Raw genomic sequence first — 21,916 nt, forward strand, 5'->3', positions numbered from 1 at the left:
CCTCGTCGGTCGTATGTCGGCACTCCCGGCGTGGCTCTTCCGCCCGCGTGAGACGCTCCCAGCGACCGACGACCTCCCGTGGTACGTCGCGCCGCTCCCGACGCGCCTCGAGGACCTCGGCCTCCGCCTCGTCTGGCCGGTCGTCGCCGCGAACGTCCTCGGGACGCTCTTCGGCTTCTGGTACTACGTTCCCCAGTTCTCCGTCGAACCGACCGCGCTCTGGCTCTTCGTCCCGGACAGCCCGATGGCGACGCTGTTCATCGCGTGCTCGCTCGCCCTCTGGGCGTCGGGCCGGGGCGGCGAGTGGGTGCACGCCCTTGCCTTCTACGGCTGTCTGATCCTCGGCCTCTGGACGCCGTTCGCCCTCCTCGTCTTTCACGAGGGCTTTTCGTACCTCCCGCTCCCGATGTACGCCTTCCTCTGCTGTTCGCACCTTGCGATGGCCATCGAGGCGTTCGTGGTCCAGCGCTACGCCGACTTCCCCGTGCGCGCTGTCGCCGTCGCGTTCGCGTGGTACCTCGTGAACCTCCTCCTCGACTATTTCGTCCCCGTGCTCGGCACGCCACACCACACGTTCGTCCCCGCGGAGTCTGTCGGCTACACCGTCGGCTCGTTCCTCGGCCAACCGCTCCTCTCCGGACCGGTCGTCCACCCGTCCGGCGCGCACGCGCTCGCCGCCGCGGGTGCCGTGACGGTCACCCTCCTTGCGACGTTTCTCGCGCTCGCGACGCGCGTCGCGAAACTCCGGGTCCGAGCGCGGACCGCTGACTGACCGAGGTTTTTGGGCCTCGGCGTCCTCTCTCCCCCATGTCCCTCTACGAGCGCGTCGCCGACCTCCCCTTCTCCGTCACCACCATTGAGTGCGAGCGCAACGCCCGCGAGACGTCGAGCGGCTTCGAGCGCGTCACCACGACGTTCGTCTTCACCGGGCCGGGCGGGCGCACTGCGGGCCGCGGCGAGGACGTCACGTACGACGCGGTCGACCACGACGCCCTCGACATCGACTTCGACGACCTCACCGGCCGTTGGACGCTCGCCGAGTTCGCCGCGCACCTCGACGACGTTGATCTCTTCCCCTCGAAGCCGCCCGAGCGCGAGGACTCGCGGCACTACCGGCGCTGGGGGATCGAGTCCGCCGCGCTCGATCTGGCGCTCAAACAGTCCGTCACGTCGCTCTCGGAGGTCTTCGGGATCGACCCCGCCCCGCTCACGTTCGTTGCGTCCGCGCGCCTCCCGAAGGGCGACACCTCGCGGGTGCACCGCCTCCGCGAGCGCCACCCCGAGCTGCGGTTCAAACTCGACCCCGAAGCCGACTGGCCCGCTGAGACGTTCGCCGACCTCCGCGAGACGGGCGCGGTCCGTATCCTCGACCTAAAGGGGTACTACGAGGGGACCGAGGTCGATCAGGCTCCCGACCCCGACCTCTACGAACGCGTCTTCGACGTCCCGGGGGCGATCGTCGAGGATCCAGCGCTCACCCCGGAGACCCGGCCGATCGTCGAGGCGAACGCCGACCGGATCGCGTTCGATGCACCGGTCACGGGTGTCGAGAGCGCCGAATCGCTCCCCATCGAGCCCGCGTGGCTGAACGTCAAACCCTCGCGCTTCGGGAGCGTCGAGTCGCTGTTCGACACGATCGAGTGGGCGGCGGACAACGGCGTCGAGTGTTACGGCGGCGGCCAGTTCGAACTCGACGTCGGTCGGACCCACGTCCAACTGCTCGCGTCGCTACTCTACCCGAACGCGCCGAACGACGTCGCCCCCCGCGTCTACAACGACCCGGACGTCCCCGCGGACCCGCCGGGGAGCCCCCTCGACGCGCCGACGAACGCGCGCGGATTAGAGTGGGAGTAGCGAGATAACTCGCTTGACCGGCGATCTGCCGATACCCGCGGCCGACTGCGTGCGCTGATCACGCTCCCCCAGATCATCCCTCGTTCTCGTGGGCGCGCACCCACAGTTCGCCGATCCGCGAGAGGGAGGTCCGATGGGCGTTCCCGCGCGACTCCTGTTCGACGTACCCCTTCCCTTCGGGGCCGAGTCGATCGACGTTGTAGATGACCTTCGAGCGGAAGCTGTCGGTGTACTCCTCACCGAGCTCGCCCGCGAGCGTCTCCGCGAGCTCGCTGACGCTCTCGAACTCGCCGTGGTCGCCGAGGGTGTAGAGGATGAGTTCCTCGAAGGGTTTGACGTTCGAGAAGGAGGCGACGGGGAACTCGATGATGTGCCCCCCCTCCAACTCCTTCGCGCCGATGGTCGTGCCTCGCTCGTCGAACTCATCAAGGAGGTCGCGCGCCGCGTCGGCACGCGCGGCGGCGCGTTCAGCGTCCACGTCGCCCTCGGTGACGTCTTCGAGGAGACTGACGGCCTCGCGCAGCTCCTCGGCGAGCTCGGTCTCGAGGTACTTCTCGGGGGCCGTGTAGTACGTGTGGACCCGATCGCGGTCGTCCGCGCGCTCGATGACGACGGAGTCGGCGGCGGTGGCGAAGGCGAAGCTCACCGTTCGGGGCATCGAGGAGATGTTCACCCAGACGTCGCCCTCGCTCCGGTCGAGTTCGTCGTTGATGAGGTCGAAGGCCTGCTCGAAGGCGGCGTCGTAGTCGTAGACGTCCGCGACGTCGAGGCGTTCGGTCTCGGCCCCGAGGAGGTTCTCGAAGTCGCGCGCGAGCTTCTCCGCGAGGTTCCGCGAATACTCGACGTTCGCCTCGCTCCCGACCGCACCCTCCAAGAGGACGACGCGTTCGACGGAGAGGCGTTCGCGCACCAGCGGCGCGATGAGCCGGTCGTAGTCGAAGCCGACCGGGACGACGTGCGTTGCCATGGTCACGTAGAGTGCCCGAACGATGGATAAGCGTTACCGACGCCGGTCGAAGAGATTTATTCTTCACACTGGCAATTTGTTCGCCTACCACCTGGTATTATAATACTCTGTATTCAAACGGTATCTCATGCCGGATCAAGAGACGACATCCGTCGCCGGGGCACTCGATCGAATCCCGATCGGGTCGTTCCACCGGCGACTGCTAGCGATCTGTGGTACCGCGTGGGCCTTCGACGGCATGGAGGTCATCCTGATCAGCTTCACCCTCCCCGTCCTCCTGGAGGCGTGGGGGCTCTCCGGGCTCGCCGCCGGCTTCCTCGGCTCCGCGAGCCTCATGGGGATGATCGCCGGCAACTGGGGGTGGGGGTACGTCGCCGACCGCTACGGCCGCAAGCCCGCCTTTCAGTGGACGGTTCTCACCTACGCCGTCTTCGCCGGTCTCACCGCGCTCGCCGTCGGTTTCTACACCGGCTTCGCGCTACGCTTCCTCACCGGCGTCGGCCTCGGCGGCGCGCTCGCCGTCGATACGTCCTACCTCTCCGAACACCTGCCGACCGACCGGCGCGGCCGGTATCTCGTCTATCTTGATGCCTTCTGGCCGCTCGGCTACGGCTTCGCCGTCGCGCTCGCGTGGCTCTTCCTCTCCTACCTCCCGAGCGGCGGGACGGTCGCGCTCCCCGTCTTCGGTGCCGTCGAGGGCTGGCGGCTCCTCTTCGTCGCCTCCGCGCTCCCCGGCCTCCTCGTCTTCGCCATCCGCTACGGGCTCTCTGAGACGCCCTACTACCTCGCGCGGGCGGGGAAGGTCGAGGCCGCGAACGATCGCCTGCGCGCCATCGCTGCCGAGTCCGGCGGCGACTACGACCCGATCGACCCCGCGGCCGTCGACACCGACTCGACGTCGAGCGTCCGCGACCTCTTCGCCGAGGGCCTGCGCGCCCGTACCGTCGTCATCGCGCTCGCGTGGTTCGCCATCAACTTCGGCTACTACGGCGTCTTCATCTGGCTCCCCCAGACGTTTGGTGCGAGCGGGACCGTCCCGGCTATTTCTGTCGGTGGCGTCACCTTCGGCGGCGTCTACGGCTACTTCCTCCTCATCGCGCTCGTCCAGTTCCCCGGCTACGCCAGCGCCGCCTACCTCGTCGAGACGGTCGGGCGCAAACCCACGCTCGGCAGCTACCTCATCGCCTCCGGCATCTTCACGTTCGTCTTCGCGGCCGCGATGCCCGGCGCGGGCTTCGGTCTCGGCATCTCGGGCTTCTGGCCCTTCTTCGTCGCGCTCCTCGCGTCGTCGTTCTTCACGCTCGGCGCGTGGGGTGCGATCTACGCCTACACGCCCGAACTCTTCCCGACGCCCCTGCGCGCAACGGGCAACGGCTTCGCGGGCGGCGTCGGTAAGATCGCCGCGGTCATCGGACCCGTACTCGCCGGCGCGCTCGTTCCCTTCGGCTACGTCGTCGCGCTCCTCCCCCTCGCGATCGCGTTCGCCGTCGGTGGCGCAGTCGTCCTCGCCTTCGGCGTCGAGACGAAGGGGACGCCGCTCGACTGAGCGGGCGCACTGCCAGCAGGTATTTGAGTCCGAATAGTGTATCAGGGAGGGACTCCGATATTCCCCTATGGAAGACACCGCCAAATACCGCGTTCACGCCGACCTCGTCGCGGACGGCATCGTCGAACGCAGCGACGTCGTCGGGGCGGTGTTCGGGCAGACCGAAGGCTTGCTCGGCGACGAACTCGACATCCACGCCCTGCAGGACGCCTCGAAACTCGGTCGTCTCGACGTCGATGTCGAGACGGAGGGCGGGCAGTCCTTCGGTCACATCACGCTCGCCTCGAACCTCGATCGCGTCGAGACGTCCGTGCTCGGCGCGGCGCTCGAGGCCATCGAGCGCGTCGGCCCCTGTCACGCCACCGTCGAGGTCGTCCGCATCGAGGACTGTCGGGCCGCCAAGCGCCGCGAGATCACCGAACGCGCCAAGGAACTCCTCGCCACGTCCTTCGACGAGGGGGCCATCGACAGCGACGACATCCTCACCGAGGTCCGCGAGTCGGTCCGCGTCGGTGACGTCACCGAGTTCGAGGGGCTCCCCGCGGGCCCGAACGTCATATCCAGCGACGCCGTCGTCGTCGTCGAGGGCCGCGCGGACGTCGTCACCCTTCTCAAGTACGGCGTGAAGAACGCCGTCGCCGTTGAGGGGACGGACGTCCCCGATGCTATTGCTGACCTCACACACGAGCGCCGGACGACTGCCTTCCTCGACGGTGACCGGGGTGGCGACCTCATCCTCGAGGAGCTCCGGCAGGTCGGTGACGTCGACTACGTCGCCTCGCCCCCCGACGGTGAGTCCGTCGAGGACCTCTCCCGCGCCGCCGTTCACGCCTCCCTCCGCGGGAAACGCCCCGCAGGTGTGGCTGACGACACTGACGCCAACGCTGGCGACTCGGCAACGGACGTGGATACGGACGACGTATCCGACCCGGAGACGACAGACCCAGAGACGACTGACGCGGACTCGGACATCCCGACCGATGTGGCGGCGACTGACGACACGGCGACCGCCGTCGCCGCGACGGACGGGAGCGCCGTCCCCTCACCGACGCCGGTCGATGACTCCGAACAGGGCGAGAGGCCCTCCGCGAGTGTCGACACGGCGGGCGGCCCGGCCGCGAGACCGGACGCCGGTGTCACCCCGACATCCGGCCCGACATCCACGGCCGAGGCGGCCGAGGCGGCGCACGACACCGGCCGCTGTCACTGTTACGCGGCGGGCTTCGAGCGCGTCGCGGACGTCGGCGCGGACGCGGCCTTCGAGACGCTCCGCGAGACCGATCCCGCGCCGATGCTCGCCGTTCGGGACGGGCCAATCACGCAGCGACTCCTCGACGTCGCCGCCCAGCGCGGCGTCGAGACGCTCGTCGGCACCGGCCGCGAGGACGTCGTGAAAGAACCCGCGAGCGTCGCGCTCCACACGTTCACCGACCTGACGTAGGCCTTCGTGACCGGAGGCGAACGCGCTTCTCACGGGGCACCTAACCCCTGGAGCTCACACCGCACCCTAGAGTTGATGGTCGTAACGAGCGGGACAGCGAAGTGTTTTTTACCGTATTCAGGTTTTTTGCGATGTATGTCCGGCCTCGTCTCACTCGTTGCCGGGGTGGCGCTCGGCCTCTCGCTCGCTGCGCCGCCCGGCCCGATGAACGCCCTCATCGCGCAGGAGTCGGTCCACCGGGGATGGCGCGCAGGGTTCCGCGCTGGTCTCGGTGCGATGACCGCCGACGGTTGCTTCTTCGTCCTCGCGTACGCCGGCGTCGTCACTTTCATCAGACACGCGCCGACGCTCCAAACCGCGATGAAGGCGGTCGGCGGGCTCCTCCTCTGCTACTTCGCGTACGGGGCGGCGAAGAGCGCGCATGAGGGCGTCGCGGACACCGAAGCTGGTGCGGGGTTCCGCAAGACGTTCCTCGCGGCGCTCACGAACCCGATACAGGTCGTCTGGTGGCTGACTGCCGGGATCGCGCTCCTCGACCCGGGAACCGTCTCGGCGTTCGGCTACACGATCGCCGTGACGAACGGTGTGCTCACGGTACTCGGGTTCTTCTGCGGAATCCTCGTCTGGATCACCGGGTTCCCGGCGCTGTTGCGCGTCGCGGGCGACAGGGTCGACGCTTTCGAGCGCGTCGTCGGCTACGGCAGCGCCGCCGTGCTCTGCATCTTCGGTGCGTGGTTCCTCGTCGATGCCGTCCCGAGCTAGGCGTCGCGGTCCGTCTCGACATCCATGCCCGGCACTTCGGCCTGCAGCCACTCGCGGAACCACCGGACGCGTTTCAGGCGCTGATGGGCGATCGACTCGGCAGCATCACTGTGGACGCGTTTTTCGGCCTCCTCGCCGCGTTCGAGGACGCGCGTCACCATCTTCGCGGCGTCCATGTGCGTGCGCGCCTCGTACCCCATCCGCAGGAGCATCAACACGATGCCGTTCGCGCCGACCTTATCCAGCATGTCGGCCTCGACGAGACAGCGGCTCTCCAGATCGAGCGATTCGAGGTCCCCCGTTTCGGAGTGCGATGCGACGGCGCGACAGACACGATCAACGAACGACGGCGGATAGTCGCCGTGCGTGTCGAGATACTGGCGGGCGACGCGCGCGCCCTCCTCCGCGTGGACCTCCTGTTCGGCGTCGAGCTTCGCGATATCGTGGAAGAGCGCGGCGACGCGCACGACATCGACGTCCGCCCCCTCGCGTTCGGCGATCGAACTCGCGAGTTCGCGGACGTTGCAGATGTGGTTGAAGCGGTACTCCGCGGAGTGCCACGGGTACCAGCGCATCCGGCCACCGTCGTCCTCGTTCTCGACGCTCGCGCTGAGGTAGTCGTAGACGAAGGCCTCCATCGACGCGAGCTCGTCGGCGGTGAGCGCGGACTCCTTTATTTCGACACCCATGGCCGCACCTCCGGCGGGGGTTCGTGTCGCGTTGTCATTGTTACGTCAACAGACGCCGGTTTCGCTCTTTAGCCTTTTGCAGAAGCCAACGTTCCCCGAGGGATGGTCTCATCCGTCCGTCTCAACGCGCACGCGAGCGTCTCAGCCGTCCGCGTCGGCACGCACGCCGGGCTTGAGCGCATCCTCGACCGCGGCTTCACAGGCCAGCATTGCCTCTGTTCGATCATCACCCTCGACGGCGACGCTCTCGACGACGCGCCACCCGTCGTCCTCGTGTACGACACCTTTCACCCAGTCCGCGGCGGCGAGCACGAGCGACTCGGTGACGACCACGGGTTCGTTGTCGTCGGCGCGCACTGCCTCCTCGCGCTCGACCGGGACAACGAGGTCGAAGGCGTCGGCGTCGTTCAGCGCGGCGATCTCAGCGGTCGTAAGCGGACGATCCGGGATCGAAGAGAGTGCGGACATGGACCCAGCAAGGCGAAGCGCGCGCTAAACCGTTACGCTCGCCCGCCCCTAGTCGAGCGAAAACTCGGGCGGTTCGCGTCACAGGTGGAGCGGTCGCGTCGCGAAAAACATAAGAATATTGACAGTAGTCCCGGGCGGATTCGAACCGCCGTCAACGGCTTTCTTCCGTATCGGCCGGAACCGAATACGACCAAAGGCCGCTATGATTGGCCACTACACCACGGGACTTCACGTCGATAGTGGTCCGTGCGCTACTAAGGGGTTACTCTTCGGACCGAGGTGCCACGAGATCGCCGTCCTCGACCTGCCGGTGACACGATCGACAGAGAGTGACGACGTTATCGAGCGTATGCGCGTCCGATGGATCGTCGAAGTCACGGACGCGATCGAGATGGTGAACGTCGGGTTCGCGGCCGAGCGTCTCGGCATCGTCACCGCAGAGCTGGCACTCGTATCCGTCGCGTTCCGATAGTTCCCGTTGTGTGCGCCCGCGTTGGGGTTGCAGTCGTCGCAGTAGGCACGGCGCGCTTTCGGGTCGTAGAACTCGACGCCGCACCCCGAACAGGTTCGGTTCGGGAGCGGATCGTCGTGAACTTTCGTGTGGTGTTGGCGGACGCTGCGCTCGGTCGTAAGCGCCCTGCCGCACGTCGGGCAGTCCATACTGATAACGACGCGGAGACGTGTCGTATAGCTGTCGTCTCTGCAGTCCTCAGTCCCCGGCACTGACCTCGCCAAGTTCCTCGACGAGGTGCGAACAGGCGTCCGCCTCGGCGTCGAAGCAGTCCGGGCAGTCGGGTTTGCGCTCGATGATCAGATCGAGGCGGTCGGCGACGGTCTCGTCGATGACGGCCTCGAGTTGGCCGGCCTCCGCGCGATACTCCTCAACGTCGAGGACGTTCGCGAGAAACCGCTCGAGGACGCAGTAGGTCGCGAGCGCGTCGCGAGCACGTTCCTCGCCGGCTTCGGTGAGCGTCGCGCCCTTGTACTTCTCGTGGATGAGCAGATCCTTATCGGCGAGCTTTCCCACCATCTCGTTGGCCGACGCGGGACTGACACCGAGGCGGTCGGCAAGCGCACCGGTCGAAGCCGGCCCGTCCTCGATCTGCTGGACGAGGAAGACGGCCTTTAGATACTGATCGGCGGTGTTCACGATGCGTCCTCCGTCGTCGGATAGCGTGTCATGTGCGTGACTCCATGAGTGTGGCGACTGCCTCGACGCCCTCGGCCTCCGCTTCGCGGATATCGCGGAGCGTCGAGAGCAGCGATTCCCGGTCGATACTGAACGACGTCTCGCTCTCCGTGATGGCCGTGATGAGGTCGTCGTAGAACTTGTACGCGGTCTCTTCACCGTTCAGTTGGTCGTAGAGGACCCCGTCGAAATCGTCGGGCCCGGTTCGAGCGTACTGCTCGTGAACGAGCGGCGTGATGTCGATAGCCGCGTCCTCGTCCTCGTCGAGTCGATCGACGATGTCTTGAAGGCGTTCGCGATGCTCCGCGGACTCCTCGCGGGCCTCCTGGAGAAGGTCCTCGATGCGTTCGTCGCGCTCCTCGTCCGGGAGGCGCTGGTAGTGCTCGTAGGCACGCGCCTCCACGACCTCCTCCAGCACGATGCCGATTTGGAGGAGACGGGCGAGTTGGCCGTCAGATTCGACCCGTGAAGCGACGCTCACGGTCCTCCCTCGCGTCGTGCTCTCGGTCGCATACGATGTCCTATGTGGAGCGAGTACGTAAGGTTTGAGCTTCGGGCTTCCGTCGTCCGGCGACCGCGAGTGACAGCACCTATCGACGAGTGAAGCGCGTCGCTGGACGGACGAGAAGAGCGACGGAGAAAGACGTCGCAAGAGAGACGCGACAGACTGTCAGGCGTGGAGGCGCTCGGCGATCCGCTCTTCGAGGTCCTCGCGGAGCTCGTCGACCTCGACTTCCTCGAGGACGGGGACGAAGAAGCCCTCGACGAGCATGTTCTTCGCCACCTGCGGCGGGATCGCACGACCCTCCATGTAGAAGAGGTCCTCCTGGTCGACCTGGCCGACCGTCGCGGAGTGGGAGGCCTCGGTGTCGTGGTTGTTGATGATGAGCTTCGGCGAGGCGTCCGCCTCGGACTCATCACTGAGCATCAGCGTGTTCTCGCGCTGGTAGGAGTTCGTGTCCCACGCGCCCTCGCCGACGTCCTGCACGCCCTCGTAGACCGAGCGCGACACGTCGTCGATAACGCCGCGCGTCACGAGGTCGGCGGTCGTGTGCTCGGCGCGATGCCAGACCTTCGAGTCGAGGTCGAAGTGCTGGTCGTCGTGGCCGAAGAACGCACCGACGATCTTTGTCTCCGAGGAGTCACCCGCCAGCAGGGTGGAGACCTCGGTCTTCGTCAGTCGACTCCCGAGGTTCCCCTCGACCCAGTTGACCGTGGCGTAGGTGTCGGTGACGCCGCGCTTGAGCGTGTAGTTGTAGGTGGACTGATCGAAGTCCTGGAGCGAGCCGTACTGGACGTACGAGTTCTCGCCCGCATCGACCTCGACGATCCCCGAGTAGTAGCGCTCGCTCGCGGCGGCGTCCGCGCCCGTATCCTGACGCTCCAGGATCGTGACCGAGGAGCTCTCCTCGGTGACGACGAGCGTGTAGTTGAACAGGGACTGCCCGTTCATCGACGTCCGGATCTTCACGTCCTCGGCGTCGACGCCGGAGGGGACGTAGATCACGGTCCCGGTCGTGAACAGCGCCGTGGAGAGCGCCGTGAGGCGGTTCTCCTGCGGATCGACGACCGATCCGAAATGCTCCTTGACGAGTGCTTCGAGGTCGGCGTCGTTCAGCGCCTCGTGGAAAGGAACGACGGTCGCCTGCTCGGCCGCGACCAGGTCCTTCTCCTCCGTCTGGTCGAACGGCGCGACGAGCGCCTCGAAGTCGAGGTCGTCGAGGTTCGTCCACGTACGGCCGGGGGTCTGGATAACGTCCGGGTAGTCGAGGTCGTCGAGTGCCTCAATCGCCTCGAGGCGGGCCTCGCGGAGCCACTCGGGCTCGCCGCGCTCCTCCGCGATGCGCTCGACCGTCTCGGCGTCGACGCCCGCGCTGAAGTGTGTCGCTTCGCTCATGTTACCCGAGCGACCCCTCCATCTCGAGCTCGATGAGGCGGTTGAGCTCGACTGCGTACTCGATCGGCAGCTCCTCCGTGATCGGTTCGATGAAGCCGGCGACGATCATCTGCTTCGCGTCGTCGTCGTCGAGGCCGCGCGACTGGAGGTAGAAGACGTCCTCGTCGCCGATCTTGCCGACGGTCGCCTCGTGGGCGACGTCGACTTTGGACTCGTTGATCTCCATGTACGGCATCGTGTCGCTGGTGGACTCGTTGTCGAACATCAGCGCGTCACACTCGACGGACGTGCTGGAGTCCTCCGCGCCGTCAGCGATGTGGACGAGGCCGCGGTAGTTCGTGCGGCCGCCGTCCTTGCTGATGGATTTGGACTCGATCGTGGACTTCGTGTCGGGCGCGTTGTGGTAGACCTTCGCGCCGGTGTCGATGTCCTGTCCCTCGCCCGCGAAGGCGATGGTGATGTGGTTGTCCGTCGCGCCCCGCCCCTTGAGGATCGTGCAGGGGTAGAGCATCGTGGCCTTCGAGCCCATCGAGCCCGAGATCCACTCCATCGTGCCGTTCTCCTCGACGATAGCGCGCTTCGTGTTGAGGTTGAACGTGTTCTTCGACCAGTTCTGGACGGTCGAATACTGCACATGGGCGTTCTCCTTCACGAAGACTTCGACGCCGCCGCTGTGGAGGTTGTGCGTCCCGTACTTCGGGGCCGAACAGCCCTCGATGTAGTGAACCTCGCTACCGGGCTCGGCGATGATGAGCGTGTGCTCGAACTGGCCCATCCCCTCCGAGTTCATCCGGAAATAGGCCTGTACCGGCATCTCGACCGTCACGTCCTCGGGGATGTAGACGAACGAGCCGCCGCTCCAGACCGCGCCGTGGAGCGCCGCGAACTTGTTGTCGGAGGCGGGCACGCAGTTCGTCATGAAGTGCTCCTTGACGAGCTCCTCGTGCTCCTGGACGGCCTCGTCCATGTTACAGAAGACGACGCCCTTCTCCTCCCAGCGCTCCTGCATGTTCTGGTAGACGACCTCGGACTCATACTGGGCACCGACGCCGGAGAGCGCCTCGCGCTCGGCCTCGGGGATACCCAGCTGTTCGAAGGTGTCCTGGATCTCGTCCGGGAGGTCCTCCCAGGAGTCCGCGCCGCTGCGCTTATCGACGTCCGGGCGGATGTACGGAATGATCTCCTCGACATCGAGCTCGGAGAGGTCGGGCTGTCCCGGCCAATCCGTCGGCATCGGCATCTTCTTGTACTGCTCCAGCGCGCGCAGACGGCGCTCGAGCATCCAGTCGGGCTCGTCCTTGTCCTCCGAGATGAGACGGATCGTCTCCTCGGTCAGTCCCTTCTCGGACTGGAAGGCCGAGTGCTCCTCCTTTTTGAACTCGAAGCGCGCCTCGGTGTCTGTCTCTTGTAGGTTCTCTTCTGAACTCATGATTGTATCTTAAGCCGCGTTGTAGGCCTGCTCGCGCACCCAGTCGTACCCCTTGTCCTCAAGCTGCTCGGCGACCTCGGGGCCGCCCTCCATGACGATCTCGCCGTCGAGCATGACGTGGACGGTGTCGGGTTCGACGTAGTCGAGGATGCGCTGGTAGTGCGTGATCTGCAGGACGCCGGTGCCCTGCTCGTCGCGGAGGGCGTTGATGCCGTCCGCGACGTCCTGGAGGCGGTCGATGTCGAGACCGCTGTCGATCTCGTCGAGCACCGCGATGGTGGGTTCGAGGATGGCCGCCTGCAGGACCTCGTTCTGTTTCTTCTCACCGCCGGAGAAGCCGGCGTTGAGGTACCGCTGTGCGAACTTCTCGTCCATGTCGAGCAGCTCCATCTTCTCCTGCAGGAGCTGCTGGAACTCGGCGACGCCGACTTCGCCCTCGTCCGCGGGGCCCTCCATGGGGGAGGTCTCGTAGCCGGCTTCCTCCTCTTCTTCTTCCTCCTCGCCCTCGCCGAAGAGGAGCTCGTCGCGCTCCTCGATTTTCGCGTTCAGTGCCGTGCGGAGGAAGTTCGTCATCGTGACGCCCTCGATCTCCGCCGGATACTGGAAGGCGAGGAAGACGCCGAGCGCGGCGCGCTCGTTCGGCTCCAGTTCGAGGAGGTTCCAGGAACGGGCGTCCTCCGGAATCTCCTCGATGCCGTCGAAGTCGTCGGCTTCGAGGGTGAGGAGTATCTCGCCCTCGGTCACCTCGTAGGCCGGGTGGCCGGCGATGACCTTCGACGTGGTGGACTTCCCGCTTCCGTTGGGCCCCATCAGGGCGTGGATCTCGCCGGATTGGACCTCCAGATCGACGCCGTGGAGGATCTGTTCGTCCCCGTCGGCGACTTCCGCGTGTACGTTCTTGAGCTCGATCGTGGCCATTGGTTGGGTCATTCGTACAAACGCACGCGCGCGGGATTAAGGTTACGGAACCGACCCCCTCTCGTTCGCGTACCAGAAAAACGTTTTTCGGTTCTGTGAACACCTAGCCTCAGTCGCGAGTCTCCTCGCCGTCGAGGAGGTCGAGGAACTGGGCGATCCACTCGGGATGGTCCGGCCACGCCTGCCCGGTCACGAGGTTTCCGTCCGTCGTCACTTCGTCCACCCACGTACACCCGGCGGCCTCGCACTCGGGACGGACAGCGGGGTAGCTCGTCATCTCGTACCCCTCCAAGACGCCCGCGGCCGCGAGGATCTGCGGACCGTGACAGAGCGTCGCGACCGGCTTGTCCGCCTCGAAGAAGTGCCGCACAGCGTCCAGCACCGCGTCGTACGTCCGGAGGTATTCGGGGGCGCGCCCGCCCGGCACGACGAGGCCGTCATAGTCGCTCGGGTCGACGTCGCTCATCGTCGCCGTAAGCTGGAAGTCGTGCCCGCGCTCCTCAAGATACGTCTGGTCGCCACGGAAGTCGTGGATCGCGGTCTTCACGACGTCGCCCGCGTCTTTTTCCGGACAGACCGCGTCGACCTCGTGGCCGACGGCCTGGAGCGCCTGGAACGGCACCATGATCTCGTAGTCCTCGCCGAAGTCACCGACGATCATCAAGAGCTGCTTTCCCATGGTCTTCACCCACATACAGGGACGACGCGGGACACCATAGGCCTTTATCTACCTTACATATACGAGCCGAGGCCAGTCTGGGTCTGTCCGCTCTCGACTTCGTCCCACGAGACGCCGAGGGCCTCCGTGATCCGCTCAATCGGCCCCTTCAGCGTCTTCTCCAGCATCGTCTCCCAATCCACTTCGAAGGCGTCGGGGATCTGATCGGCGTACTCGTAGCAGATGACGTCCGGGTCGCGCTTGAACTCGATGTAGAGCGGATCCTCGACGAGCTTGGGGTTCTCCGCTTCCATCTCGCGGAAGAACTCCGGATGAACCTTCTTCAAGTAGAGGCGCTTTGGCTTCGAGCCGCGCTGGAAGTTCGTCCCGAGGAGGAGGTTCGCGTACTTCGCGCCCCGCACCTGGGCGGTGTCGGTGTCGTAGTTGTCGAGGCGCTTCCCGATACCTCCCGGAATGCCGACGTCGTCGAGGTCGACGTTTCCGTCGCGGAAGTCCTCCACGACGTCGTGGACGTACTCCTTCACGGCGTCCGTCTCCTCGCCGTGGACGATCATGTCGATGACCTGCTTCTGCACGTCCTTCGTGATAGGCGCGATGTCGCTGCGTTTGTACTCGAAGCCGGTGATGTCGATGTCGTCGACGTCCTTACCTTCCTTCCAGACGATGTGGCCGGCGTAGCGTTTCTTCTTGCCCGCCTGGAAGAAGCGCCGATAGAGCTTCTCGAACTCGATCTGGAAGTGGTGGACGGCGGCGTCGAGTTCTTCGAGCGCGAAGGCGTCGTAGCGCCCGTTGATGTATTCCTCGATCTCGAAGGACTGCTCGATAGCGTCGTCTTTGTCGATATCGCCACCGAGCTCGAGCATGACGGAGTCGGTGTTGTGGAGGACGACCCCGCCGAGCGCGTCTACGAAGTTCTCGTTGTCCGCGACGCTGAGGTCGTAGACGTAGCCGTCGTGCTCGACTTCGGTGAGCACCGGCTCACGGCCACCGCGATACGAATCGCAGGTTCGAATAGTGTAGGAGTCCTTGCTGTCGCGGTACTTCAGCGAGTGCTTCTTCCCGCGCTGGGTGAGAAGCATCGAGATCCCCGCGGCGAGCTCGCGGCTCGTCGTCTCGAAGTCGAAGTTCCGTGCCGCGTACTCGTCAGTGTAGCGGGGGAACTCACGCGACCCGTCACCTTCGACGAGCACGTCGAGGAAGAGTCCCTGCAAGTCGTCGTCGAGGTGGTAGACGAACGAGGGAATACGTTTCCCGCGTGAGGTTTGCCCCGCGAGCTCACGGAAGAACACGGCCGAGAGCTCGTTCATCATTTGGAGTTTGAGCGTCCGGTCGTCATACGTTACGGAGCCCTCACCGGAGTCCGTCTCGTATTCGATAGTTCGCTCGTCGCGCGAGTCGCCCGCGATGATGCTGGCCGTCGTGTTCTCGAAGAGTCGGTGGTAGTCGTCCTGGAGTCCTTCGAGCCATTCGCGACGGGACTCCGCGATGCTCGCACCGAACCGGGAGCCCGTCGTCTCGACGGTCGAGGCGCTCCCCTCCGGGACGTACGCACCGAGGAGACGAACGAGTGCCGCGCCGTCCTCGCTGGTGAGGTCGACGTGGCGCTGTACCTTGACTGTCGAGTCGAGGTCACCGTAATGCTCGTGGCCGAACCAGACGAACTCGTCGTCAGCGTGGACGCGCTTCGTCTTCACCGTCGTCCCGCCGGTCCCGCGACCGTCCTCGTACTCGCGTTCGTACCCGCGAAGCACCTCGTAGACGTCGATCTCGGTAACGGATTCGACGTCAGGCATATCGGGGACGCGGAGCGGTGCGTCGACGTCGTTGGGAGTGGCTTCTTCGAGTCCGTCCGATCCGTCGACCACGTACGAGTGGTCACGGGTCGTCGTGGACTCGCCAAGCTTGTGCTGGAGTTTCACGACGGGTTCGTCCGTCTCGTGACGGATCGCCTGCGTGATCGGCTTCCACTCCGTCTCGCCGGCATCGTTCAGCGAGAGCGCCTCCCACCCATCGAGCGTCCGGCGGTCCTTGCCGACGGACGCGCTCGCCACCGGCCCGCCGTCGGCGGTGACGAGGACGTTCTCCGACGGTGTCGCCCGCTCGAACAGGTCCTCGATAGGCGTGATTCGGACGCGACCCTCGGTGTCGCGCACGACCACCGGACGGCCGCCGGTGACGCTGTCCCCGTAGGCGATCTCGTAGTCGAGTTCGCTCGCGGTGTCAGCGGTGAACTCGATGACGTCGCGGCCCGTCGCGGTGACGGCTGCGCCCATCTCCTTGTCGTAGAGACGGAATCGCTCCCACCCGAGCACGCCGTATAATGATTGCCCGACGAACTGGAACTTCCCGTTCCGCCCGGCGAGGAGCGTGTGGTTGTCCTCGACGGTGACGCAGTAGACGCCGTCCGTCGCAGTACTCGTCCCGCCGCTCCGATGCATCCGGAACGAGTTCTTCGTACCCTCAGTACAGTAGACCCGCCACGAGCCGCTGTTGCGGTTGTAACTCGCCGTCTCACCGAGGTGCGCACAGAGCCGGAGGACGTCGTCGCGGAGCCGGTCGCTCGACGTCGTGTAGCGCCACGAGTTCACCTGTCGATCCCCGTCACCCGCGACGAGCGTGCCGAGGAACTGGCGTTTTTGTGCTTCGTCGGCCTCGAACACGATCTCGGGAATCTGTTTCTCGAAGCTGTCCTCGCCACAGAGCGCTTCGAGGAAGTCACCGAGGAGTTTCGAGGTGAACTGATACGCGCGGTCGTCAACGGAGTAGTCGAACCCCATCCGGTCGAGGAGCGCGCCAATCCGCGCGTGGTCGTCCGCGTCACCGCCGTCCGTGATCGCGTTCTGCGCGATTTTGACTGTCGTCGCGGACCCGCGGAAGTTCTCACCGAACTGCTTCGACTCGGGCGTGTAGACGTTCCCCTCCGTAACGTACCACGCGAGCAGTTCCAGGAAGTCGTCGCCGGCGTACGTGCGAGGGATCCACTTCCGCCCGGACTCGCGATGGACGAAGCTCGTCTCGCAGACGGACTCGATATACTCGCGATGTTCCTCGAACTCGTCGGCGCTGAAGACATAACCGGTCTTCCCGATGTCGGCCTTCGGGACGCGGCGCGGCGTCCAGCCGAGCTCGGCCGTGAACGTTCGACCGTGGACGGACGGCCGAACCCACACTTCGTAGTCGCCCTCGACGTACTCCGTGAGGTCGACCTCGTTGACGGGATCACCGTGCTCCATCGACCAGTCGTGGGGCAGCTCGTAGTGCGAGGAGTTGTTCAGGTCGCCCGCCTCGACGAACCGGTAATCGTCCCACGACGCACCGTTCTTGTCGTCCTTCCGGACGAGCATCCGGTGGTTCGGCGTGATGCTGAAGTCGGTCTTGCTCGTCTCGACGTCGACGAGGTCGCCCCGGTAGTCGGGGTAGTCGTGCGTCTCGACGACCGGTTTCTCCTCCATCTCCAGCGTCTCCGGGTCGAGCGAGTAGACCGTGTCGCCGACGTCGAGGTCGCGGATGTTCCGCACGCCGTCGGGCGTGAGAACGTCCGTGTCCGGCGTGAAGCAGTTCATGATGACCTTTACAGCCGATTGCTGGCGGTCGTAGCGCTCGTATTCGTTCGACCCGGGGTCGTGGTCGTTGCGCAGACCCTTCTTCTCCTCGCGCTCGTTCAGCGTCTCCTCGATGATCTCGCGGATGATGCCGTCCGGCTCCTCGCGGAAGTGCGTCCCATTGGGTGCGTGGAAGGTGTCGCCGTCGTAGCTCTCGGGGTCGACCTTCGTCTCCGGGGAGGCGTTGATGGTCCGCATCGCCATGGGGTAGAGCGACTGGCCGACCCACTGGAAGTGACCGTTCCGTCCGGCGAGAACGACGTGGTTATCGGCGGCAGTGACACAGTGCACGTCACCGTCATGCTCCTCGACGGTCGCGTTGACGCTCTTGTTGAACGAGCCGCGTTTCCCGACCGAGACATACCAGGTCCCGTCGGACTGTTTCGTGACGGTGGGCTTGTGACCACAGCGGACGGCTACCTGCACGAATCCTTCCTTGAGCGAGTCGCTCTTCGTCCAGAACTTGCTCACTGTCCCCTCGTCGCCAGCGCTTCCGTCGCCAGCGATCATCGTCCGAAGGAGACGATCGAGCAGTGTCGAATCCAATTCGAACACTCCGTCCGGAAGCCGTTTGCTCGCATACCCCTCCCCGCAGTTCTCGGAAAGCCACTCGAGGAGATAGCGATTCGAGACGTTGATTCCCCGGTTGTCGAGGTTGTAGTTGATCCCCATCCGATCGAGGAGGTCCCGGATCGCTCTCCGCCCGGACTCGTCGTTCTGATGGAGCGTGAGCCGACCGTTCTCGCGGTCCGTACTCCCCTCCGTCACGTACCAGCCGACGAGTTCGAGCCAGTCCGTCATCTCGAAGGAGAGCGGCGTCTCGCGATGTTGGCGGTCGTATTTGAGGAAGACGTGGTCGGAGAACTCCCGAATACGGGTTTCGTGCTCGCGGAACACGTCTATGGGGACGAGATACTTCCCCGTCTTCTCGAGTTGTAAGGCCTGTGATGAGCCATGAACGAGCGTGAGGGACATGGTGACGGCGTCCGGCATCGCGGCCCGGAACACGCGGAGGTCGTCGTCGGAGTAGACGACGGCGTATCCGTCGTCGACGTCGGCGTAGAGATCGAATGTCTCGGCCGTCTCCCCACGCATGGGTTCGTGGGAGGGGAATGCGTATCGCTGTGCGTCGGCTAAGTCCCGATACTCCATGAACGCGAAATCATGGGGGGTCTGCTCGTCCCATCCCCGCGTACTCGACGCGAGGAAGCGATGGTTCTCGGTGACTTTGAGGTCGTGCGTGTTCCCGCTCAGATGGTGGAGCTCACCGTACTCGTTCGGATAGTGATGGGTTTGCTCGACCGGTTTCACCTCGCACTCGAACGTCTCCGGGTTGAGCGTGTAGACCGGATCCCCCACCTCGACGTCCGTAATATTCCGGACACCGTCGGGGGTGAGCAGGTCAGTGTCACCGCTGAAGCACTTCAGGTCGAGCACCGTCACGTTCTCCTTGACGCCCGTGATCGGGTCGAAGACCGCGCCGCCCTCGTAGTCCTCCGATTCCTGTTGGCCCTTCGAGGGGAGCACGAAGCGCCCGTGGGCCTTGTGGAGGACGTAGACGTCGACCGCGTCGCCGGGCGTCGTCGCGTCCTCGAGCTTGCAGCCGACGAACGTCGAGACCTCCTCCCAAAAGGAGATAACGTCCTGCTTGCGGTCGATCTCGACGCAGAGCTCGACGTCCCTGACGTTGTACTCTAAGAGGCGCTCGGGATCGTCCTCCCAGAGGTCGCCGATGTCGCCCGCGTAGCGCTCCTTGCCGACGCCGAGCTCCGTCTCGCCGACGGCGTCGAGGCGGTACGAATCGAGTTCGGAGAACTGGGTGCGCTGGTAGGCGTAGAGGAGGTCGAAGACGACCCGCCCCTTGACGTTCGGGCCGCCCCACCCGGATGTCCAGACCTCGTCCACGCGCGAGAGCCGTCGGTAGTCGAGGCCGAGGACGTCCATCCGGTCGATGAAGTATGGCGCGTCGAAGTCCTCGAAGTTCCAGCCGGTGAGGATGTCCGCGTCGGTTTCTCGAACGTAGTCGACGAAGGCCTCGAGCATCGCCTCCTCGGTCTCGAAGACGCGGACGTCGAGGGTCGCGTCGGCGGCGTCGTCGAGCAGGTTGTAGTCGGCGAGGTCGTCGGGGGCGGGCGCATCGCCCTCGTTGTCGGTCTGGAGCCACGAGATGTACTCGTCGCGATAACTGTCGTGACTGGTGAGACAGACGATGGGTTCCTCGCCCTCCTCGGGGAAGCCGTTGCGGTCGTCGACCTCGATGTCGAAGGTGTTGACGCGGAGGTCGGCTTCGGCCTCGACAGGTGCGACCTCGTCGTGGCGGACGACGAGTGCGCCGTCGCTCTCCGCGCGGCGCGCCGGCACGCGAATCCCGCTGTTGACGTCCTTGTCGATGAGGAAGCGATTCGGGAAGAGGATGTCCGCCTCGTAGTGGTCGTACTCGTCGCGGATGTTCCCGACGTCGCGCGGGGTCCGCCCGAAGATCTTCGTGAGGTCGTCGCCGCGGATGGACTCGTACCCCTCTTCGTGGCCGGTGATGACACCCTTCGCGAGGTCGCCCTCGTCGAGGGAGTCGGTCGGTGCGTAGAAGTACGGTCGGAAGCCGTGAACGCGGACGTGTTCGACCGCGTTGTCGTCGGTACGCCCGAAGACGTGGATGACGGGTCGCTCGCGCTCGCCGGAGCCCTCGACGGTGTAGTCGACCTGTGTCACCATGAGGTCGATCGTGGCGTCAACGTCGGGGAGCGCGCCGGATTCGGCGTCAAACACCTCGCTGACGACGGGATCGTCGTCGCCGGCGACGTATCGCGCTTCCTCGTCGGGGCGCGGGGCGGACGCCGACTCGGCGTCGCGATCGCCGTCGTTCGTCCCCGAGGAGAAGTCGGAGAGACTCGCGTTACTCATTACACTCTGCTTGCGCCTACGTTCCTAAAAGCCCGCGCCTTCGCCGCTCCGCGCCGCCGCGTCGCTCGCGAGAACCGACGGACGGGGCCGCATCGAACGACCACCAAACGGGGGAAAGGTATATACCGTGGTACTGCCTACCATAGGCCAGAGGTGAACGACGTGTCCGACAACGCCACGCAGGACGACGAGCGCGGGAACAACGTCCCCCAGCTCCCCGAAGGCAACGACCCCCGAGACGGTATCGAGACCTACGACACTACCGACGGGGTCGTGCTCTACGACTCGGAGAACCCCCTCGCGTGGCTGAAGGCGACGCACGCGGTCCCGCTTGGCGACCAGCGTTAACTAGCAACGCTCTTTATCCTCGGTGCCGCTTTCCTGTTCGTGTTCGACTCGCTGAAGCCCGCGAGCCCCACCGCGGACGACGACACGGCGGACGAAGAGGAGTCCGACGTCGACCTTAGCGACCCGCTTCAGCGCCAGTTCGTCTATCTCGTCGTCGTCTTCAACCTCGCCGTGCTCGCGGCGGCGCTCGGTCTCATGTTCCTCTACTTCCGCGGCCGCCTCGTTCTCGGCGGCGGCCTCGCGATCGTCGGCATCGCCGGCCTCGCGTATGGCTTCGCCACGTATCGGCGCGTCCAGCGCGCCATCGACGCCGGCGAGCACGACACGCCAACGGACGAGGGCGACGCGAACGCGGCGGAGAATGTCGATGACGACGCGGCGGAGTGAGGCGACACGCCTACCTCGGCGAGGACCCATGGGACACGTATGCGCACCGTCCGTGACGCCGACGGCCACACCTATCTGCTCGTGAAGGAGTCGGCGGAGAGCAGTCGCGTCCGCGACCCGGAAACCGGCGAGGAGACCCACGTCCCGAACGAGGATTTGGATCCGGCGGGCGGGGTCGACCCCTTGGAGGCCGCGGCAGCGGCCGTCCCCGATCCCACCCGGCGCGTTCTCACTGTCGCCCGCTCCGAGCGCGCGCTCGGCCTCCTCATCGAGTTACGCGAACGCGGCGCGCTCCCCGTGCGGACCGTCCTCGGCGAGTACGACCTCTGCGAGAGCGACGTCCACGGGCTCTTCACCGAGTTCCGCGCCGCCGGCCTCGTCGCGGAGACCACGGTCCACGGCGAACGCGGCTACGCACTCACCGACGACGGCGAAGCAGGCGTCGACGCGCTCCTCGATCAGTCGCCTGACTCCGCGTAGTTGGTGCGAGCACCGACACCGATACAGCCGAGTCCGAGGAGCGCGAGCGTGGCGGCGACGAACGGTTCGGCCCACCCATCGAGGAGGTCGGACGCGTACGAACCGAGCAGACAGAGCGCGGACCCCATCACAATGAGCGCGTAGCCGCGATCGCCGGTCGCTCCCGTCCGCCACGCGAGGGCGAACATGCCCGCGGGGATCACGAGGCCGCCGGCGACGCCGAGCGGGAACGGAACGTCGAGGGCGGCGTCCGCGACGATGCAGGCGAACCCGAGGAGGGCGATGGCGGTGAACGCGCGGGAGGACGGATCGGCCATACGTCGCCGTGACGAGCCAGCACGAAGAAAGCGTTGTCCCGC

General features: G+C 65.6%; 19 protein-coding genes, 1 tRNA gene and 2 pseudogenes. 8 read left to right on the forward strand and 14 right to left on the reverse strand.

Translation table 11 applies throughout. The features are described from left to right. Nucleotides 1-13: 13 nt before the first annotated feature. Both ABDZ36_RS11950 and ABDZ36_RS11955 read left to right on the forward strand, forming a co-directional pair. Entirely contained in the window at nt 14-772 is a 759-nt protein-coding gene (locus ABDZ36_RS11950; RefSeq protein WP_211312267.1) for a DUF1405 domain-containing protein, read from the forward strand. Nucleotides 773-807: 35 nt separating this feature from the next. Further along, nucleotides 808-1,854, forward strand: a complete 1,047-nt coding sequence (locus tag ABDZ36_RS11955; protein WP_211312268.1) for a hypothetical protein — start codon at nt 808-810, stop codon at nt 1,852-1,854. A 73-nt stretch (nt 1,855-1,927) separates the two neighbouring features. Here the strand turns inward: ABDZ36_RS11955 and ABDZ36_RS11960 are convergent, their stop codons facing one another. After that, nucleotides 1,928-2,821 carry an HFX_2341 family transcriptional regulator gene (locus ABDZ36_RS11960; RefSeq protein WP_211312269.1) on the reverse strand — a complete coding sequence of 298 codons (894 nt, stop codon included), beginning with the start codon at nt 2,819-2,821 and terminating at the stop codon, nt 1,928-1,930. Between the two features lie 127 nt (nt 2,822-2,948). Here ABDZ36_RS11960 and ABDZ36_RS11965 point away from each other — a divergent pair, with 127 nt between their 5' ends. The 3 genes from ABDZ36_RS11965 to ABDZ36_RS11975 all read left to right on the forward strand — a co-directional run bounded on the left by ABDZ36_RS11965 (nt 2,949) and on the right by ABDZ36_RS11975 (nt 6,570). Beyond that, nucleotides 2,949-4,367, forward strand: a complete 1,419-nt coding sequence (locus ABDZ36_RS11965) for an MFS transporter (RefSeq protein WP_211312270.1) — start codon at nt 2,949-2,951, stop codon at nt 4,365-4,367. Between the two features lie 67 nt (nt 4,368-4,434). Continuing rightward, nucleotides 4,435-5,808, forward strand: coding sequence for a DNA primase DnaG (gene dnaG / locus ABDZ36_RS11970; RefSeq protein WP_211312271.1), 1,374 nt, complete (start codon nt 4,435-4,437; stop codon nt 5,806-5,808). Nucleotides 5,809-5,943: 135 nt separating this feature from the next. Further along, nucleotides 5,944-6,570 (forward strand): LysE family translocator, encoded by a 627-nt coding sequence (locus ABDZ36_RS11975; protein ID WP_211312272.1) that lies wholly within the window; start codon nt 5,944-5,946, stop codon nt 6,568-6,570. Here ABDZ36_RS11975 and ABDZ36_RS11980 read toward each other — a convergent pair. The 12 genes and pseudogenes from ABDZ36_RS11980 to ABDZ36_RS12030 form a co-directional block, all read right to left on the reverse strand. Continuing rightward, on the reverse strand, nt 6,567-7,259 hold the full coding sequence (locus tag ABDZ36_RS11980; protein ID WP_211312273.1) for an HD domain-containing protein: 693 nt from the start codon (nt 7,257-7,259) through the stop codon (nt 6,567-6,569). The two genes, ABDZ36_RS11975 and ABDZ36_RS11980, sit on opposite strands and share 4 nt — an antisense overlap. A 141-nt stretch (nt 7,260-7,400) precedes the next feature. Further along, on the reverse strand, nt 7,401-7,727 hold the full coding sequence (locus ABDZ36_RS11985; protein ID WP_211312274.1) for a DUF7964 domain-containing protein: 327 nt from the start codon (nt 7,725-7,727) through the stop codon (nt 7,401-7,403). Nucleotides 7,728-7,852: 125 nt separating this feature from the next. Further along, nucleotides 7,853-7,955, reverse strand: a tRNA-Gln gene (locus tag ABDZ36_RS11990). Nucleotides 7,956-7,989: 34 nt separating this feature from the next. Further along, nucleotides 7,990-8,387 (reverse strand): annotated as a pseudogene (locus ABDZ36_RS11995) (HNH endonuclease). A 49-nt stretch (nt 8,388-8,436) separates the two neighbouring features. Continuing rightward, nucleotides 8,437-8,877, reverse strand: coding sequence for a metal-dependent transcriptional regulator (locus ABDZ36_RS12000; RefSeq protein ID WP_211312275.1), 441 nt, complete (start codon nt 8,875-8,877; stop codon nt 8,437-8,439). Between the two features lie 28 nt (nt 8,878-8,905). Continuing rightward, nucleotides 8,906-9,397: a ferritin-like domain-containing protein gene (locus ABDZ36_RS12005; protein ID WP_211312276.1), complete on the reverse strand. Its 492-nt coding sequence runs from the start codon at nt 9,395-9,397 to the stop codon at nt 8,906-8,908. A 189-nt stretch (nt 9,398-9,586) separates the two neighbouring features. After that, on the reverse strand, nt 9,587-10,813 hold the full coding sequence (gene sufD / locus ABDZ36_RS12010) for a Fe-S cluster assembly protein SufD (protein WP_211312277.1): 1,227 nt from the start codon (nt 10,811-10,813) through the stop codon (nt 9,587-9,589). 1 nt (nt 10,814) lies between these two features. Then, the gene (sufB, locus tag ABDZ36_RS12015; RefSeq protein WP_425545316.1) at nt 10,815-12,242 is read right to left on the reverse strand and encodes a Fe-S cluster assembly protein SufB; all 1,428 of its coding nucleotides are present in this window, start codon (nt 12,240-12,242) and stop codon (nt 10,815-10,817) included. A 9-nt stretch (nt 12,243-12,251) separates the two neighbouring features. Next, on the reverse strand, nt 12,252-13,160 hold the full coding sequence (sufC, locus tag ABDZ36_RS12020) for a Fe-S cluster assembly ATPase SufC (protein ID WP_211312278.1): 909 nt from the start codon (nt 13,158-13,160) through the stop codon (nt 12,252-12,254). A gap of 109 nt (nt 13,161-13,269) precedes the next feature. Then, the gene (locus tag ABDZ36_RS12025) at nt 13,270-13,839 is read right to left on the reverse strand and encodes a DJ-1/PfpI family protein (protein ID WP_211312302.1); all 570 of its coding nucleotides are present in this window, start codon (nt 13,837-13,839) and stop codon (nt 13,270-13,272) included. A gap of 53 nt (nt 13,840-13,892) precedes the next feature. Next, a complete protein-coding gene (locus ABDZ36_RS14920) occupies nt 13,893-15,632 on the reverse strand; it encodes a DNA polymerase domain-containing protein (protein ID WP_211312303.1) in 1,740 nt (579 codons plus the stop codon). Nucleotides 15,633-16,016: 384 nt separating this feature from the next. Further along, nucleotides 16,017-20,342 (reverse strand): annotated as a pseudogene (locus ABDZ36_RS12030) (3'-5' exonuclease); the annotation flags it as partial. A 153-nt stretch (nt 20,343-20,495) separates the two neighbouring features. On the opposite strand from ABDZ36_RS12030, the gene ABDZ36_RS12035 reads away from it, so the two are divergent. From ABDZ36_RS12035 to ABDZ36_RS12045, 3 genes are read left to right on the forward strand one after another with little or no spacing between them, the layout of a single operon-like run. Then, a complete protein-coding gene (locus ABDZ36_RS12035; protein WP_211312279.1) occupies nt 20,496-20,690 on the forward strand; it encodes a DUF7331 family protein in 195 nt (64 codons plus the stop codon). 39 nt (nt 20,691-20,729) lie between these two features. Beyond that, a complete protein-coding gene (locus tag ABDZ36_RS12040) occupies nt 20,730-21,077 on the forward strand; it encodes a DUF7322 domain-containing protein (protein WP_211312280.1) in 348 nt (115 codons plus the stop codon). Nucleotides 21,078-21,116: 39 nt separating this feature from the next. Continuing rightward, entirely contained in the window at nt 21,117-21,557 is a 441-nt protein-coding gene (locus tag ABDZ36_RS12045) for a DUF7346 family protein (RefSeq protein ID WP_211312281.1), read from the forward strand. Here ABDZ36_RS12045 and ABDZ36_RS12050 read toward each other — a convergent pair. Continuing rightward, nucleotides 21,536-21,874 (reverse strand): hypothetical protein, encoded by a 339-nt coding sequence (locus tag ABDZ36_RS12050; RefSeq protein WP_211312282.1) that lies wholly within the window; start codon nt 21,872-21,874, stop codon nt 21,536-21,538. The two genes, ABDZ36_RS12045 and ABDZ36_RS12050, sit on opposite strands and share 22 nt — an antisense overlap. Nucleotides 21,875-21,916 lie beyond the last annotated feature (42 nt).

The sequence above is a fragment of the Halarchaeum salinum genome, assembly GCF_039520965.1.
Taxonomy (GTDB): Archaea; Halobacteriota; Halobacteria; order Halobacteriales; family Halobacteriaceae; genus Halarchaeum; species Halarchaeum salinum.

Excerpts from the sequence above, each read along its gene's own strand:
- ABDZ36_RS11950 (WP_211312267.1), top strand. The coding sequence starts at position 14 with ATGTCGGCACTCCCGGCGTGGCTCTTCCGCCCGCGTGAGACGCTCCCA.
- ABDZ36_RS11955 (WP_211312268.1), top strand. The coding sequence starts at position 808 with ATGTCCCTCTACGAGCGCGTCGCCGACCTCCCCTTCTCCGTCACCACC.
- ABDZ36_RS11960 (WP_211312269.1), bottom strand. The coding sequence starts at position 2,821 with ATGGCAACGCACGTCGTCCCGGTCGGCTTCGACTACGACCGGCTCATC.
- ABDZ36_RS11965 (WP_211312270.1), top strand. The coding sequence starts at position 2,949 with ATGCCGGATCAAGAGACGACATCCGTCGCCGGGGCACTCGATCGAATC.
- dnaG (WP_211312271.1), top strand. The coding sequence starts at position 4,435 with ATGGAAGACACCGCCAAATACCGCGTTCACGCCGACCTCGTCGCGGAC.
- ABDZ36_RS11975 (WP_211312272.1), top strand. The coding sequence starts at position 5,944 with ATGTCCGGCCTCGTCTCACTCGTTGCCGGGGTGGCGCTCGGCCTCTCG.
- ABDZ36_RS11980 (WP_211312273.1), bottom strand. The coding sequence starts at position 7,259 with ATGGGTGTCGAAATAAAGGAGTCCGCGCTCACCGCCGACGAGCTCGCG.
- ABDZ36_RS11985 (WP_211312274.1), bottom strand. The coding sequence starts at position 7,727 with ATGTCCGCACTCTCTTCGATCCCGGATCGTCCGCTTACGACCGCTGAG.
- sufD (WP_211312277.1), bottom strand. The coding sequence starts at position 10,813 with ATGAGCGAAGCGACACACTTCAGCGCGGGCGTCGACGCCGAGACGGTC.
- sufB (WP_425545316.1), bottom strand. The coding sequence starts at position 12,242 with ATGAGTTCAGAAGAGAACCTACAAGAGACAGACACCGAGGCGCGCTTC.
- sufC (WP_211312278.1), bottom strand. The coding sequence starts at position 13,160 with ATGGCCACGATCGAGCTCAAGAACGTACACGCGGAAGTCGCCGACGGG.
- ABDZ36_RS12025 (WP_211312302.1), bottom strand. The coding sequence starts at position 13,839 with ATGGGAAAGCAGCTCTTGATGATCGTCGGTGACTTCGGCGAGGACTAC.
- ABDZ36_RS14920 (WP_211312303.1), bottom strand. The coding sequence starts at position 15,632 with ATGCCTGACGTCGAATCCGTTACCGAGATCGACGTCTACGAGGTGCTT.
- ABDZ36_RS12045 (WP_211312281.1), top strand. The coding sequence starts at position 21,117 with ATGCGCACCGTCCGTGACGCCGACGGCCACACCTATCTGCTCGTGAAG.
- ABDZ36_RS12050 (WP_211312282.1), bottom strand. The coding sequence starts at position 21,874 with ATGGCCGATCCGTCCTCCCGCGCGTTCACCGCCATCGCCCTCCTCGGG.